The organism is Xanthomonas sp. NCPPB 1826, from assembly GCF_056725285.1.
The window spans coordinates 1156872-1171217 of sequence record NZ_CM161521.1 but is presented as its reverse complement, the minus strand read 5'-3'; the positions used below and the strand labels follow the sequence as shown (position 1 = coordinate 1171217).

Below are 14346 nucleotides of genomic sequence, written 5' to 3'. Positions count from 1 at the left end.
GTACCCGATGCGCCGTCATCGCGGCCTTGCCGCAACTGCGGCGTGCAGGCAGGCGGTGGCTTGGCCGATACTGCGGCAACTCACACAGGCGGTAGATGCGCGATGGCGGAGATTCTGGTGCTGTATTACAGCCGTGGCGGTTCGGTGGCGCGGCTGGCGCGGCAGATCGCGCGCGGCATCGGCGAAGTGCCGGGCATGGGCGCGCGGCTACGCACGGTACCGCCGGTAGCGGCGGTGACCCAGACCAGCGCCCCGCCGGTGCCGGACGAGGGCGCGCCGTATGTGGACAAGGCCGATCTGGCCGAATGCAGCGGTTTGCTGCTGGGCAGCCCGACCCGCTTCGGCAACATGGCCGCGCCGATGAAGCATTTCCTCGACGGCCTGGGCGCCGAGTGGGCCAGCGGCATCCTGGCCGGCAAGCCGGCAGGCGTGTTCACCTCCACCGCCTCGATGCACGGCGGCCAGGAATCCACCTTGCTGTCGATGCACCTGCCGCTGCTGCACCACGGCTGCCTGATCGTCGGCATCCCGTTCACCGAGCCGGCGCTCAGCCATACCACCAGCGGCGGCACACCCTATGGCGCCAGCCATGTCTCCGGTGCCGGCGGCGACCCGCAACCGAGCGAGGACGAAGCGCTGCTGGCGCGTGCGCTGGGCCGCCGGGTGGCCGATATCGCCCGGCGCCTGGCCAGCCCATGAGCCTGCGCGCCACGCACTGGCTACTGACGGCCGCGCTGATCGCGCTGACGGTGCTGTTCGTGAGCTGGTTCCACGACGACCGCCACCGCACTGCCGCGCTGCTGGTGTTCGCACTGCCGCCGGCGCTGATGGCCGCGCTGGCGCTGCGCAGCGCACGTGCGCGTTTCTGGGCCGGCGTGTTCGCGCTGGGCTGGTTCAGTCACGGCGTGATGGCCGCCTGGAGCCAGCCGCAGGCGCGTGGGCTGGCCTGGCTGGAAGTGCTGCTGGCCCTGCTGGTGGTGGCATTGGTGGGCGGCCCCGGCATGGCGGCGCGCTTCGGCCGCAAGCGCCCTCCACGTTGACCCGCTTGGGCAGCACCCGCGCCGGGGTCGTATCATGACGGCCCTCGCGCGGCCTGCACCGCGCCCGTTTGAAGGACCCGCAGCAATGGAAGACCTCCTGATCGTCACCACCGGTGGCACGATCGACAAGATCTACTTCGACGACAAATCGGACTACCAGATCGGCGACCCGCAGATCGGCCAGATCCTCAAGGAGCTGGGCGTGACCTTCCGCTTCTCGGTGATTCCGATCATCCGCAAGGATTCGCTGCATATCACCGCTGCCGACCGCGAACTGGTGCGCGCCACCATCGCCGCCCAGCCGACACGCCACGTGCTGATCACCCACGGCACCGACTCGATGGTGGAAACCGGCAAGGTGCTGCAGTCGATCGCTGACAAGACCATCGTGATGACCGGCGCGCTCAATCCGGCGCGCTTTCGCGGCTCCGATGCCGAGTTCAACATCGGCTGCGCGGTCGGCGCGGTGCAGTCGCTGCCGGCGGGCGTGTACATCGCCATGAACGGGCGCATCTGGAATCCGGAAAAGGTGCGCAAGAACGTCGCCGCCAACCGCTTCGAATCGCTCTGACGCCATGAGCAAGGCCACCCGCGCGACCAAGGCATTGGATGCCGCCGGCGTGGCCTATGTGTTGCACCCCTACGCCTACCAGGCCGATGCCGACGCGAAGGGCGTGCAGGCGGCGAACGCCCTGGGACTGGCGCCGCACACGGTGCTGAAAACATTGATGGCCTGGGTCGACGACCAGCCGGTGTGCGTGGTGATCCCGTGCGATCGCCGGGTGTCGCTGAAGAAACTGGCCAGTGCCTGCAACGGCAAGTCGGCGCGCATGATGGAGGTGGCCGATGCCGAGCGTCGCACCGGCTACAAGGTCGGCGGCATCAGCCCGCTGGGGCAGCAACGCCAGGCCCCGGTCCTGATCGAAGCCAGCGCGCTGGATGCCCCGTCGCTGTGGATCAACGCCGGGCAACGCGGCTTGCTGCTGGAGTTGCCGGGCGACGGCATCGTTGCCGCATTGCAGGCGCGGCCCTGCAGTGTTTGCGACTAGCCGCGGCGAAACACCGCGCCGCGTGCAGGCCGGCTGACGCAAGCCGGCATCTGGAAATCCAAAGGTGGCTCCGGTTTGCTGCAGCGGTCACGCACGTCCGCTGCGGCGTGACGCATCGCCAACGCCACATGGCCGATGCAAGATCACGCCCCAAGGAAGACCGAAGTCCTGCACCCCACCGGCGCAGGACTCCGCGCACGCTCAGTACGTAGCCACCAGCGTGACCGCCGAGAACGCCAGCGTGGCCTTGAGCCGCACGTAATACACCCCTGGCGCGGGCGCGCTCAGCGTGCAGCTGTCGGCATTGCCCACCACCGCAGTGCGGCAGTTGTAGGCGGTATCGCTCGGCAATGCACCGGCACGCAGCGACAGATCGGCATTGCCTCTACCACCGCTGAGCGCCACCCGCAGGCTGCGCGTGCCTGCGGGCACATTGACCTGGTAATACAGCGAGCCACCGGTGGCTGCGGCCAGGCCGTTGCGTGCTGCATTGCTGGTCAGGGTGGTCGAGGCGATCACCGCAGCCACCGCACCATCAGCGTTGACCAGCCCTGCCCCACACCCCTGCGGACACGCCACCGGCAATGCACGCGCAGTGCTCTTGAGCATCGCTTCGACGCTGGCCGCGCTGAGTGGATTGAGCGCCACCGACTGCATCAACGCCACCACGCCGGCCACGTGCGGCGCCGCCATCGAGGTGCCGCTGTAGACCGCGTAACTGGGACTGCCCGCCGCCGTGCTGCCGCTGTTGAGCGTGGACAGAATTGCCTGCCCGGGCGCGGCGATATCCACGCCCTGGCCGAAGTTGGAAAAGCTGGCCTTGGCCCCGGCCGAGGTGGTCGCCGCCACCGCGATCACGTTCGGGCAATTGGCCGGCACGCTCTGGGACACGTCGCTATTGCTGTTGCCGGCGGCCACCACCACGCTGGTCCCGCGCGACACCGCGCTGGCGATCGCATTGCTCAAGGTGGTCGAGCAGGAACCGATGCCGCCCAGCGACAGATTGATCACCCTGGCCGGGGTCGGATTGGCCGGCACACCGGACACCGTGCCGCCGGAGGCCCACACGATCGCATCGGCGATGTCGGACAGATAGCCGCCGCAACGGCCCAGCACGCGCACCGGCAGCACCTTGGCATTGAATGCCACGCCTGCGGTACCGGCACCATTGTTGGCGGCGGCCGCGACGATGCCGGCCACATGGGTGCCGTGCCAGCTGGAGCTGGACGCGCCCGCACCGCTGCCGCACTCGTTGGCCGCGGCCCAGTCGCCCAGATCGGTGGCGTCAGTGTCGCGCGCATTGCCGTCACGGGCGATGAAGGCGTCGCTGATGAAGTCATAGCCGGCCAGCATATTGGCCGACAGCTCCGGATGCGCGGTCACGCCGGTATCGATCACTGCCACCACCGCGCCCTTGCCGGTGGCCTTGTCCCAGGCCGGCCGCACGTTGATGCCGGCGCTGGTGGTGCCCAGCGCCCATTGCTCGGACAGGCGGCTGTCGTTGGGCACCAGCATCGGGCGCAGCAGCATGTCCACTTCCACCCGCTTGACCGCCGGGTCGGCCGCCAGACGACGCATCAGGGTTTCCGCATCGACCCGGTCCAGCGCGCGATCGGCCACCAGCAATTGCGGCCCGACTCCAAGCCAGCGCGACGACGACAGGCCGAGCGCCCGTCCGCGCCGCGCCGGCACCGCGCGGGCGATCTCGCGCAACGAGCCACTCAGACGCCCACGGTTGCCGGCGCTGCTGTCCTTGTAGCTGACGATGAAACGCTGATGGGCGGACGCCGACCCCAGCCCCTGCAGGCTGATGTCGCCAGCAAATGCAGGCGCCGTGCCGCATAGCAGTGCACAGGCCAGCGCGACATGGCGCAGCCCCTTGAACGGTAAATAACGCATGGATCGACCCCTCCCCGGGATGTCGTGGTGCAAACGAGGGCACATCTGTGCCGCCCTTGCATCGTGGTGAGGCGCGCCGACTGGCGTCGCTGCCCACCTGCCCACGCTATCGACCGGGTATGGACGGACCTGAGCCGGGATCGCTGGCCAGGCGTGGCGAACCACCGGGTTGGTTAAGGTGGCCGGTTGAAGTCAGATGCCGGCGGCGACCAGGACCGCGCCGTCCTACTCTCCAGCGCCGCCCCCAAAACGCCGTTGCCCCGCACTTGGCGGGGCAATGGGGTATCGAGCGTGCTGCAGACACACCGCATCACGCAGACCGCAGCGCTGCCAACGGCTCGGCCGCTGGCACCGCGAGGCGTCTTACGGGGTCTGGCTGACCGCGCCGGCCGCGTTGACGATGCCGGCACCGCAGCCGCCCGAGCAGGCGCCCGGCAGCGGACGCGCGGTGTTCTTCAACAGCGTTTCCACCGCCGCCGGGGTCAGCGGACGACTGGCCGCCGACTGCACCAGCGCCACCACGCCGGCCACGTGCGGGGCCGCCATCGAGGTACCGTTGTAGGAGGCGTAGCTGGCGCTGCCCGGGGTGGTGGTGCCGCTGTTGAGCGTGGACAGGATCGCCGAGCCCGGGCCGGAGATGTCGATGGTGCTGCCGAAGTTGGAGAAGCTCGAACGCGCACCGGCCGAGGTGATCGACGCCACCGAAATCACGTTGGCGCAGCTGGCCGGGGTGAAGTTGGCCACGTTGGCATTGCTGTTGCCGGCCGCCACCACCACCGTGGTGCCGCGCGACACCGCGCCGTTGATGGCGTTCTGGTAGGTGCTTGAGCAGGTGCCGTTGCCGCCCAGCGACATGTTGATCACTTCGGCCGGATTGGCATTGGCCGGCACGCCGGAGACGGTGCCGCCGGATGCCCACACGATTGCGTCGGCAATGTCGGAGGTGGTGCCGCCGCACAGGCCCAGCGCACGCACCGGCACGATGCGCGCATTGAATGCGGTACCCGCCACGCCGGTGCTGTTGTTGGTGACCGCAGCAATGGTGCCGGCCACATGGGTCCCGTGCCAGCTGGAGTTGGCCGCTGCCACGCCGGAGCCGCATTGGTTGGCTGCGCGCCAGTCGCCCTGGTCGGCCGGGTTGTTGTCGCGGCCATTGTTGTCACGCGCACGCGCCGCGTCGCTGATGAAGTCGTAGCCCGGCAGCACGTTGGCGTTGAGGTCCGGGTGGCTGGTGATGCCGGTGTCGATCACTGCCACCACCACGCCGGTGCCGGTGGCGGTATCCCAGGCCGGACGCACGTTGATGCTCGAGGCGGTGGTGCCGAAGCCCCACTGCTCGGACAGACGGGTGTCGTTGGGGGTCAGCGTCGGGTACATGATCTGATCGACTTCCACGTACTCCACGCTCGGGTCGGCGGCGATCCGGCGCATCAGCGTCTCGGCCTCGGCACGGTCCAGGCCACGGTCGGTCTTGAGCACTTCCGATCCCAGCGCGGTGCGACGCACGTGATTCAGGCCCAGCGCGCGGCCGGCGCGTGCCGGCACGGCGGTGGCGACCGAATTGAGCGATGCGCGCATCGAGGTCGGGCTCACCGCGGCGCTGGAACCGTCCCTGTACTTGACGATGAAGCGGTCCAGGGTGGGCTGCGAATCCAGCCCGGAAAGATTGACCTGACCGGCAAACGCCGGCACTGCCAGCAGCGAGGTCAGCGCGGACACACCCAGGACCACCAGCGCGCGCGTGGGCGCACGACGTTGCGACACATTGGACATCGATCGTTCCTTATTTGAGAGGGTGCCGCAGTTGCGGCGAGATGGCCGAACCGGCTCCACGTGCTGCGGATCGGGTCAGGCAGTGCACGGGCGCGGGCGCCCGGCGAGACGACTGACCGACGTCCATTCCGGTCGAGCGGCAACACACCGCCGGCGCCTGCCGATGCGGCAGACGTGGGCGAGACGTCACTGATGGGATGAAGCGGATCTGCTGCAGCGGATCGGCACTGCCTAGCCGGGGCCAGGCAGTGCCGACGTGCCTCAGTAGCTGGCGCGCAAGGTCACGCCGGAGAACGTGCTGTACGCCTTGACGCGCACGTAGTAAGTGCCCGACGGCGCGCTGATGCTGCAGGTCTCGGCATTGCCGCTGCGGTACGGACGGCAGGTGTAGGTGGTGTCGGTCGGCGCACTGCCGGCACGCACGTACAGGTCTGCATCGCCGCTGCCGCCGCTGATCGCCACGGTCAGCGTGCCGCTACCGGCCGGCACTGCGATGGTGTAGTTCAGCTCCGCACCCGTGGCCGCGCCCAGTCCGGTGACCGGCGTGCCGTTGGTCAGGGTGTTGCCGGTGCCGCCACCGCCGCCGCCATTGCTGCCACTGATGGCGGCAGTCACCGCCGCATCGGCATTGACGATGCCGGCGCCGCAGCCGCCCGAGCAGGCGCCCGGCAGCGCACGTGCGGTGTTCTTCAACAGGGTTTCCACGGCGGCCGGCGTAAGTGCGCTCGGCGCGACCGACTGCACCAGCGCGACCACGCCGGCCACATGCGGCGCCGCCATCGAGGTGCCGTTGTAGGACGCGTAGCTGGCGCTGCCCGGGGTGGTGGTGCCGCTGTTGAGCGTGGACAGGATCGCCGAGCCCGGCGCCGACACGTCGATCCCGGTGCCGAAGTTGGAATAGCTGGCCTTGGCGCCGGCAGAGGTGGTGGCTGCCACCGCGATCACGTTGGCGCAGTTGGCCGGCAGCGAACCGGACACGTTGGCAGAATCGTTGCCTGCCGCCACCACCACCGTGGTGCCGCGCGAGACCGCACCGCTGATCGCGTTCTGCATGGTGGTCGAGCAGGTACCGCCGCCGCCGAGCGACATGTTGATCACTTCGGCCGGATTGGCATTGGCCGGAATGCCGCTGACGCTGCCGCCGGAGGCCCAGATGATGGCGTCGGCGATATCCGACAGCGAACCGCCGCACTTGCCGAGTACGCGCACCGGCACGACCTTGGCGTTGTAGGCCGTGCCCGCCACGCCGGTGGTGTTGTTGGTCACCGCGGCCACCGTGCCGGCCACATGGGTGCCATGCCAGCTGGAATTGGCGGCGGGAATGCCGGTGCCGCACTCATTGGCAGCGTACCAGTCGCCTTCGTCGGCAGGATTGCTGTCGCGCCCGTTGCCATCGCGCGCCGTGGTGGCATCGCTGATGAAGTCGTAACCCGGCAGGATGTTGGCGTTGAGATCGGCATGGGTGGTGATGCCGGTGTCGATCACCGCCACCACCACATTGGCGCCCGTGGCCTTGTCCCAGGCCGGGCGGATATTGAGGCCGGCATTGGTGGTGCCGAAGGCCCACTGCTCGGACAGGCGGGTGTCGTTCGGGGTCAGCGTGGCGTGCAGGATCTGGTCGACTTCAACGCTCTGCACGTTGGGGTCGGAGGCCAGCTGGCGCATCAGGGTCTCGGCTTCGGCGCGGTCGAGCGCGCGGTCGGCCTTGACTAGCTCAGGTCCCAGCGCCAGGCGGCGCACCGAGTTCAGGCCCAGCGCCTTGCCGGCCTTAGCCGGAACAGCGCGCGCGGCGGTGCGCAGCGAGGTGCTCAACGCGGTTGGACTGGCCAGCGCGGTGCTGCCGTCCTTATAGGTCACGATGAACTTCTGGTGGGTTTGGGCGGTGGCCAGGCCATCCAGATACACCTCGCCGGCAAAGGCCGGGGTTGCCAGCAACAACGAGGTCAGCGCAGCTGCGCTCAGGATGGTCAGTGCGCGGGGGCACTTGCGGAAAGACTCGTTCGACATCGAATTCCCTTCTAGATCAAAGAGAACCGCCGGAGCGGTGGTAGCCGGTGCCGCCTTCCATAGGTCAGCACCGAGGTCCCGGACCGATCCCCTGTTATCGATCCGTTCAGCGAACCTACCGCACTACAACCAGACTGGACAATAAGAAGTTCGCACTTTCCATAAATTAAATATCAGATTTGTGACACCGTACGGCACCGTTCAGTCAGTTGACGACACATTCGGACATGAATTGCCACATACCTGCTGCGCTGCGCCCAAAAAAAAGGCCCCTGCGCGACCGCGCAGAGGCCTTTTTTGACGCGATGTGTTGGCTCAGGACAGACGCACCAGCCAACCGTGGCGGTCCGGGACGCGCCCGTACTGGATGTCGGTCAGCTCCTGGCGCAGCGACATGGTCACCTCGCCGGCCGGGGCGGACAGGTCGCCGACCGCAAAGCCATCGCCCTTCAGCTCGCCGATCGGGGTGACCACGGCAGCGGTACCGCAGGCGAACACCTCGGTGATCTCGCCCGACGCCACGCCCTGCTTCCACTCGTCGATGGCGACCTTGCGCTCGATCACCTGCATGCCGCGATCGCGGGCCAACTGCAAGATGCTGTCGCGGGTGATGCCCTCCAGGATGCTGCCGGACAGTTCCGGCGTCACCAGCGTGCCGTCCTTGTAGACCAGGAACACGTTCATGCCGCCCAGCTCTTCGATGTACTTGCCTTCCACCGGGTCCAGGAACAGCACCTGCGAGCAGCCCTGCGCATAGGCCTTCTGCTGCGGCAGCAACGAGGCGGCGTAGTTGCCGCCGCACTTGGCCGCGCCGGTGCCGCCCTTGGCCGCACGTGCGTACTCGGTGGACAACCAGATCGACACCGGCGCCACGCCCTTGGCGAAATACGGACCGGCGGGACTTGCGATGACGTAGTACGAGGCCTTGTGCGCCGCACGCACGCCCAGGAACGCCTCGTCAGCGATCATGAACGGGCGGAAGTACAGGCTGGTTTCCGGCGCCGACGGCACCCAATTCGCATCCACCGCCACCAGCTGGCGCAGCGATTCGACGAACAGGTCCACCGGCAGTTCCGGCAGCGCCAGCCGGCGCGCCGAGCGCTGCAACCGCTCGCCATTGGCCTGCGGGCGGAAGGTCCAGATCGAGCCGTCGGCATGCCGGTAGGCCTTGATGCCTTCGAAGATCTCCTGGCCGTAATGCAGCACCGAGGCAGCCGGATCCAGCTGCAGCGGGCCATACGCGCGTACCTGCGCGTCATGCCAACCAAGCTCGTTGGTCCAGGAAATGGCGACCATGTGGTCGGTGAAATGCAGCCCGAAGCCGGGCGCGGCCAGGATCACGGACAGCTCGTCGGCACTGCGCGGCGACGGGGAACGGGTGGAAGCGAAGGACACGGACACCGGAAGATTCCTGTATGGCGGGCGAAAGGACGCGGCGCCACCTCTTGGACATGGCGCCTGACGATCAGAGCATGCCGGTCTCGAGACGGGCTGCTTCGGACATCATATGCCGGCCCCACGGCGGGTCGAAGACCAGCTCGACATCGGCTTCGGCAATGGTCGGAATCATTTCGACCTTGCTGCGCACATCGTCGACCAGGATCTCGCCCATGCCGCAACCGGGCGCGGTGAGGGTCATCTTGACGTCCACCCGGCGCTGATCGTCTTCCTCGCGATGGCTGACCACCGCCTCGTAGACCAAGCCCAGATCGACGATGTTGAACGGGATCTCGGGGTCGAAACAGGTGCGCAGCTGCTGCCACACCAGTGCCTCCACCTCTTCGTCGCTGGCATCGGCGGGCAGTTCCAGCCCCGGCGGGGCCTCCTTGCCGATCGCATCGCCATCCTTGCCGGCAATGCGGAACAGGTTGCCTTCGACAAAGACGGTATAGCTGCCACCCAGCGCCTGGGTGATATAGCCGTAACTGCCTGCGGGCAGGGTCACCGAATCGCCCTGCGGCACCATGACGGCATCGCAATCGCGTTCGAACTGGACGGGTTCGCTGCTACGGGAGTACATGGGCTGGATATGGGGCCGCGGCGGATGCGCGCAAGTCCGCCATTCTAGCCGACCACGGCAAGGCCGCTGCCGTTGCGGGATGGAGCCAGCGACGACGCTGCATTCCATCGGCGCGTCCATCACCGCGCAAAGTACATCGCGCGCTTTATCATGTGCGCACTGTCAGGAGCTCCAATGCCGCCTACCACCGCGTCCGCCAGAACCGCCCACTGGCTCTGGCCCCCGCTCCTGCTGCTGGGATGCGTCACCGCCCTGATCGCCTGGATGCTCATCGCGCTCGCGCTGGGCAACCAGGCCGGCTGGATGGCGGTGCTGGTGGCGCTGGAAATCGTCTGGATGCTGCGCCTGGGCACGCTGGGCGCCGGTCCCTTGCGCATCGGCATCGCGGTCGTGGCGACCGCGCTGATCATCGTCGGCGCCAACTGGGGCATCGCCTCGGCGCAGCTGGGTGGCGCACTGGGCCTGGACCCGTGGACCTCGGCACAGAAGATGGGCACCGGGCTGGCCTGGACCCTGCTGCAACTGGCCAACAACGGCTTCGACCTGCTGTGCTATGCCGCCGCGCTGGTCCTGGCGTGGTGGGCGGCGCGCTGAGTCGGACGTGTTCGCAATGACTGCCACTAGGCATCCGTTGAAGCTGATGCTTCATGTGCACAGCGCAAGTCACGCCGCTTCTGCAACGTAAGGTTCCGCGACGGTGAGCGGACAAGGCCCGGTCGAGATGGTCGGTGTGCATGGTTTTCGACAGAGCAACCGGTAACCGGTGCGGTGTCCTCGCCGAGCCCTCGACGCTGTGAGTTTGCTGCAGGGCCCTTGCCGGCCCACCATCGCAGGACACGCCGCAAGTACGTCCATGTAGGCTCTTACGCGGCATCCATGCCGCGTAAGGTCCCGCGACGATGGGCCGGCAAGGACCTGTAGAGATGGTCGGTAGGTTTGGTTGCAAGCAAAACATGGTGTGTGTTGTTCGGATCACCGTGCGTTCGATCAGCTTTCCAGCGCAAACCGAGTAACGGCAGCGGCTCAACAAAGCAACCTGCAAACGTTTCAGCGTTCCGACGCAAGACTTGCAATCGCAACAGGCAGCTTTTCATTCGACCACCAACCAACCTCCTGGTGCGGTGTCCTTGCCGGTTGCGGGACCCTTGGCGGCATGGATGCCGCCAAGGAGCCTTATCTGTTCAGATTCTGCCAGTCTGGGTGTCGAGAGCCGACGTGGGCCACCGTTAGAGCCTAGATCATTGCCGATCGTCGTGGAGACAGGTGCCCACGTCGGTTTCTCCCCCGTATCGCCCGAACAGTTGCCAGTGTTGCCACGCGTAGACGTAAGGCTGGGCAGGCGGGGGAGCTCTCGACCCTTTAAGCCTAACGGAGTTCACCCATGAACGGCATCGGGATTGATGTGTGCAAGGCCATGTTGGATGTGGCCGTCCATCGCGGCCCTTTCGAGCGGTTTCACAACACACCCGCGGGCCATCGCAAGCTTCTGTCCTGGCTGGCGACGCAGCAGGTTGGCCAGGTTGTCCTGGAGGCGTCTGGCGGTTACGAACAGCAGATACTGGATGCCCTGTTCGACGCCGGTCACCAAGTCGTGCGGGCCGATGCGTACCGCTGCCAGGCCTTCGCTGCTGCCACCGGTTTGCCGGCAAAAACAGATCGCCTGGATGCGACCAATCTGGCCTGCATGGCGGCCACCCTTGAGCTGCGTGCCTATCAGCCGATGGAGCCTTGGCGGCGAAAGCTGCGCGAGTTCGTGCGTGCGCGACAGCAGCTTGTGGACCTGGCAACAAGCGCGCAAAACCAGTTGGAACAGGGGACGGACACCAGCTTACGCCGCCTGCTGCAGGCCAATATCACGCAGATGAAAAAGCACTGCGTGCGACTGGAAAAACACATCGCCGAACAGGTCCGCCAGCAACCGCAGTTGGAAGCGATGCGTTCGTTTAAAGGCGTCGGAGCGATCCTGCAAGCGGTGATCGCCAGTTATCTGCCGGAGCTGGGCACCCTTGATGGCAAGGCCATTGCCAAGCTGGTCGGCGTCGCTCCCATCGCCCACGATAGCGGCACCACACGCGGCATCCGCAGGATCGGCGGCGGGCGGATCGAGGTGCGCAACGTGCTGTACATGGCCTGCCTGTCGGCCATCCAGCACGAGCCCCAGATCCGGGAGTTTTATCGGTCGCTGCGGGCACGCGGAAAGCCCGGCAAGGTCGCCGTCGTGGCGGCGATGCGCAAGATGCTGGTCATCCTCAACGCCCGCGCCAGAGATGCGCTAGGCGGACAGGCCCAAGCCATCCCGACCTGAGTGTCAATGCGCTCGATGGGGCCATGGCTGCCGACAGGCGGCCAGCACCACCGTGCCCGGCTTGCGGAGCGGCAGAGCCACTCCAACAACACAGTTGCTCCATGGACGGATTCACGGCGTGTCCCGCAAGCGGTGAGGGCACCGCGCACTCGAAGAGCCGAGCTTTTGAATGTTTTTAAACCCCGCTACGCCCCACAAAGCCCGGTATTTTCTTGAAGCTGCGTGGCTTGTTTACGACTGGCCGGACAAACACGAATAGATCAACTTAGGAGCGGCTGTTCTGCAGCTCGCTACAAGGTCCTTGGTAGTGAGAAAGGACACCGCCCCTCGACCAAGTGGCTTCGCAAATTCATCCGTTGAATCAGTCGCACAACGCCTCAGTGCCCGCCCCCGTCCAGCGCCTTCAGCTCGCTGACCAGCGCGCCGGCCGCTTCCGCGCCATCGCCGTACAGCATGCGGGTGTTGTCGGCGTAGAACAGCGCATTCTCGATGCCGGCAAAGCCGGTGCCCTTGCCGCGCTTGATCACTACCGTGTTCTTCGAATTGACCACGTCCAGGATCGGCATGCCGTAGATCGGGCTGGCCGGATCGGTCCTGGCCACCGGGTTGACCACGTCGTTGGCGCCGATCACCAGCGACACGTCGGTGCTGGCGAACTCGGGGTTGATGTCGTCCATGTCGGCGATCAGGTCGTAGGGCACGCCGGCTTCGGCCAGCAGCACGTTCATGTGCCCGGGCATGCGCCCGGCAACCGGATGGATTGCGAACTTCACCTTCACCCCGCGCGCGATCAGCCGCTGCGCCAGCTCCCAGATCTTGTGCTGCGCCTGTGCCACCGCCATGCCGTAGCCGGGCACGATCACCACCCGCTCGGCGAACGCCATCATCGCCGCCACGTCGCCGGCCTCGATCGGCTTCTGCGCCCCGGCGATCTCCTGCGCCTGCCCGCCGCCGCCGAAGTTGGAAAACAGCACCCCGCTGATCGGCCGGTTCATCGCCTTGGCCATCAGGCGCGTCAGCAGGATGCCGGCCGCGCCGACCATCATGCCGGCGATGATCAGCGCCTCGTTGCCCAGCACATAGCCTTCGAAAGCCACCGCCAGGCCGGTGAATGCGTTGTACAGCGAGATCACCACCGGCATGTCGGCACCGCCGATCGGCAGCGTCATCAACACGCCCAGTGCCAGCGCCGCCACGAAGAAGGCGATGATCGCCAGCGGCTGCAGGCTGCTGGCCGCCCAGATGCCGAGCACCAGCACCGCCAGCGCCACCAGCAGATTAAAGGCCTGCTGGCCCGCAAAGATCACCCGACGGTCGAGCCGGCCATCCAACTTGGCCCAGGCCACGATCGACCCGGACAGCGACACTGCGCCGATCGCCGAGCCCACCACCGCCAGCACCACCGTGGTGGTGTCCGGCCGCCGCGCCGCCAGTTCGGCGACCGCCTGGGCGCTCCAGTGGGTGGTGTCACGGTTGGCGAAGAAGGCAAAGCGCAGCAACTCCACCGCCCCGATCGCCGCCGCCGAGCCGCCGCCCATGCCGTTGTACAAGGCCACCATCTGCGGCATGTTGGTGATGGCGACCTTCCTGGCCGACCACCACGCCACCCCGGTGCCGATCGCCAGCGCGGCCAGGATGAGCGGCACGTTATGCAGCTCGGGCAGGAAGAATGTCGCCACCGTGGCGATCAGCATGCCCAGTCCGGCCCAGCGGATGCCGCTGCGCGCGGTCAGCGGCGACGCCATGCGCTGCAGCCCGAGCAGGAACAAGGTCGCCGCGACCAGATAGCTGGACTTCACCAGCCATGCCAGCAGCTCGGCAGTGGAGACGTTCATGGCGCGTCCCCGCCCGACGGCTTCTTGCTGGACTTGAACATGTCCAGCATCCGCTCGGTCACCACGTAACCACCGGCCGCGTTGCCCGCACCCAGCATCACCGCGACAAATCCCAGCGCCTTTTCCAGCGTGGTATCGGCATACCCCAACACCACCATCGCACCGATCAGCACGATGCCGTGGATGAAGTTGGAGCCGGACATCAGCGGGGTATGCAGGATCACCGGCACCCGCGAGATGATCACGTGGCCGGCGATGGCCGCCAGCATGAAGATGTACAGCGCTACGAATCCGTCGCTCATCGTCGTTCGCTCCACTGGCCGGTGCGGCCCGCCGATCATACCCACGCCGTGCGTGCCCGGGCGCGTGTCAACCGAATCGGCACTCGCCCGTTGACGTCGTATCGTCTCCGCGGAAG

13 protein-coding genes are annotated in these 14346 nt (G+C 66.9%); 6 read left to right on the top strand and 7 right to left on the bottom strand.

What is annotated here, in order from left to right:
• Window positions 1-42: 42 nt before the first annotated feature.
• The 4 genes from wrbA (at window position 43) to ybaK (ending at window position 2089) form a co-directional block, all read left to right on the top strand.
• Window positions 43-699, top strand: coding sequence for an NAD(P)H:quinone oxidoreductase (wrbA, locus tag AC1PLA_RS05010; protein ID WP_172454310.1), 657 nt, complete (start codon window positions 43-45; stop codon window positions 697-699).
• Window positions 696-1040: a DUF2069 domain-containing protein gene (locus tag AC1PLA_RS05005; protein WP_039523750.1), complete on the top strand. Its 345-nt coding sequence runs from the start codon at window positions 696-698 to the stop codon at window positions 1038-1040. The genes wrbA and AC1PLA_RS05005 overlap by 4 nt, the downstream gene beginning before the upstream one ends.
• 85 nt (window positions 1041-1125) lie before the next feature.
• Entirely contained in the window at window positions 1126-1611 is a 486-nt protein-coding gene (locus AC1PLA_RS05000) for an asparaginase domain-containing protein (RefSeq protein WP_102583828.1), read from the top strand.
• 4 nt (window positions 1612-1615) lie between these two features.
• On the top strand, window positions 1616-2089 hold the full coding sequence (gene ybaK / locus AC1PLA_RS04995; RefSeq protein WP_115510486.1) for a Cys-tRNA(Pro) deacylase: 474 nt from the start codon (window positions 1616-1618) through the stop codon (window positions 2087-2089).
• Between the two features lie 201 nt (window positions 2090-2290).
• Here the strand turns inward: ybaK and AC1PLA_RS04990 are convergent, their stop codons facing one another.
• The 5 genes from AC1PLA_RS04990 to sufT form a co-directional block, all read right to left on the bottom strand.
• Window positions 2291-3988, bottom strand: a complete 1698-nt coding sequence (locus tag AC1PLA_RS04990) for a S8 family peptidase (protein ID WP_481105712.1) — start codon at window positions 3986-3988, stop codon at window positions 2291-2293.
• 363 nt (window positions 3989-4351) lie between these two features.
• Window positions 4352-5761 (bottom strand): S8 family peptidase, encoded by a 1410-nt coding sequence (locus AC1PLA_RS04985; protein WP_039530516.1) that lies wholly within the window; start codon window positions 5759-5761, stop codon window positions 4352-4354.
• 261 nt (window positions 5762-6022) lie between these two features.
• Window positions 6023-7768 carry a S8 family peptidase gene (locus AC1PLA_RS04980; protein WP_039523743.1) on the bottom strand — a complete coding sequence of 582 codons (1746 nt, stop codon included), beginning with the start codon at window positions 7766-7768 and terminating at the stop codon, window positions 6023-6025.
• Window positions 7769-8083: 315 nt separating this feature from the next.
• On the bottom strand, window positions 8084-9169 hold the full coding sequence (locus AC1PLA_RS04975) for a branched-chain amino acid aminotransferase (protein WP_481105711.1): 1086 nt from the start codon (window positions 9167-9169) through the stop codon (window positions 8084-8086).
• A gap of 64 nt (window positions 9170-9233) precedes the next feature.
• Complete coding sequence (gene sufT, locus AC1PLA_RS04970) at window positions 9234-9788, bottom strand: putative Fe-S cluster assembly protein SufT (protein ID WP_016900709.1); 555 nt, start codon at window positions 9786-9788, stop codon at window positions 9234-9236.
• 174 nt (window positions 9789-9962) lie between these two features.
• Here sufT and AC1PLA_RS04965 point away from each other — a divergent pair, with 174 nt between their 5' ends.
• Both AC1PLA_RS04965 and AC1PLA_RS04960 read left to right on the top strand, forming a co-directional pair.
• On the top strand, window positions 9963-10382 hold the full coding sequence (locus AC1PLA_RS04965; RefSeq protein ID WP_024940819.1) for a hypothetical protein: 420 nt from the start codon (window positions 9963-9965) through the stop codon (window positions 10380-10382).
• Between the two features lie 787 nt (window positions 10383-11169).
• Window positions 11170-12093: an IS110 family RNA-guided transposase gene (locus AC1PLA_RS04960; protein ID WP_481105486.1), complete on the top strand. Its 924-nt coding sequence runs from the start codon at window positions 11170-11172 to the stop codon at window positions 12091-12093.
• A gap of 377 nt (window positions 12094-12470) precedes the next feature.
• On the opposite strand, the gene AC1PLA_RS04955 is transcribed toward AC1PLA_RS04960, so the two are convergent.
• A complete protein-coding gene (locus AC1PLA_RS04955; RefSeq protein ID WP_115510491.1) occupies window positions 12471-13928 on the bottom strand; it encodes an NAD(P)(+) transhydrogenase (Re/Si-specific) subunit beta in 1458 nt (485 codons plus the stop codon).
• Window positions 13925-14230, bottom strand: a complete 306-nt coding sequence (locus AC1PLA_RS04950; RefSeq protein ID WP_115510663.1) for an NAD(P) transhydrogenase subunit alpha part 2 — start codon at window positions 14228-14230, stop codon at window positions 13925-13927. The genes AC1PLA_RS04955 and AC1PLA_RS04950 overlap by 4 nt, the downstream gene beginning before the upstream one ends.
• Between the last annotated feature and the right edge of the window lie 116 nt (window positions 14231-14346).

Coding starts and splice junctions, on each gene's coding strand:
- AC1PLA_RS05000 (WP_102583828.1), top strand. CDS start 1,126: ATGGAAGACCTCCTGATCGTCACCACCGGTGGCACGATCGACAAGATC.
- AC1PLA_RS04950 (WP_115510663.1), bottom strand. CDS start 14,230: ATGAGCGACGGATTCGTAGCGCTGTACATCTTCATGCTGGCGGCCATC.
- AC1PLA_RS04980 (WP_039523743.1), bottom strand. CDS start 7,768: ATGTCGAACGAGTCTTTCCGCAAGTGCCCCCGCGCACTGACCATCCTG.
- AC1PLA_RS04990 (WP_481105712.1), bottom strand. CDS start 3,988: ATGCGTTATTTACCGTTCAAGGGGCTGCGCCATGTCGCGCTGGCCTGT.
- AC1PLA_RS04965 (WP_024940819.1), top strand. CDS start 9,963: ATGCCGCCTACCACCGCGTCCGCCAGAACCGCCCACTGGCTCTGGCCC.
- AC1PLA_RS04960 (WP_481105486.1), top strand. CDS start 11,170: ATGAACGGCATCGGGATTGATGTGTGCAAGGCCATGTTGGATGTGGCC.
- sufT (WP_016900709.1), bottom strand. CDS start 9,788: ATGTACTCCCGTAGCAGCGAACCCGTCCAGTTCGAACGCGATTGCGAT.
- AC1PLA_RS04955 (WP_115510491.1), bottom strand. CDS start 13,928: ATGAACGTCTCCACTGCCGAGCTGCTGGCATGGCTGGTGAAGTCCAGC.
- ybaK (WP_115510486.1), top strand. CDS start 1,616: ATGAGCAAGGCCACCCGCGCGACCAAGGCATTGGATGCCGCCGGCGTG.
- AC1PLA_RS05005 (WP_039523750.1), top strand. CDS start 696: ATGAGCCTGCGCGCCACGCACTGGCTACTGACGGCCGCGCTGATCGCG.
- AC1PLA_RS04985 (WP_039530516.1), bottom strand. CDS start 5,761: ATGTCCAATGTGTCGCAACGTCGTGCGCCCACGCGCGCGCTGGTGGTC.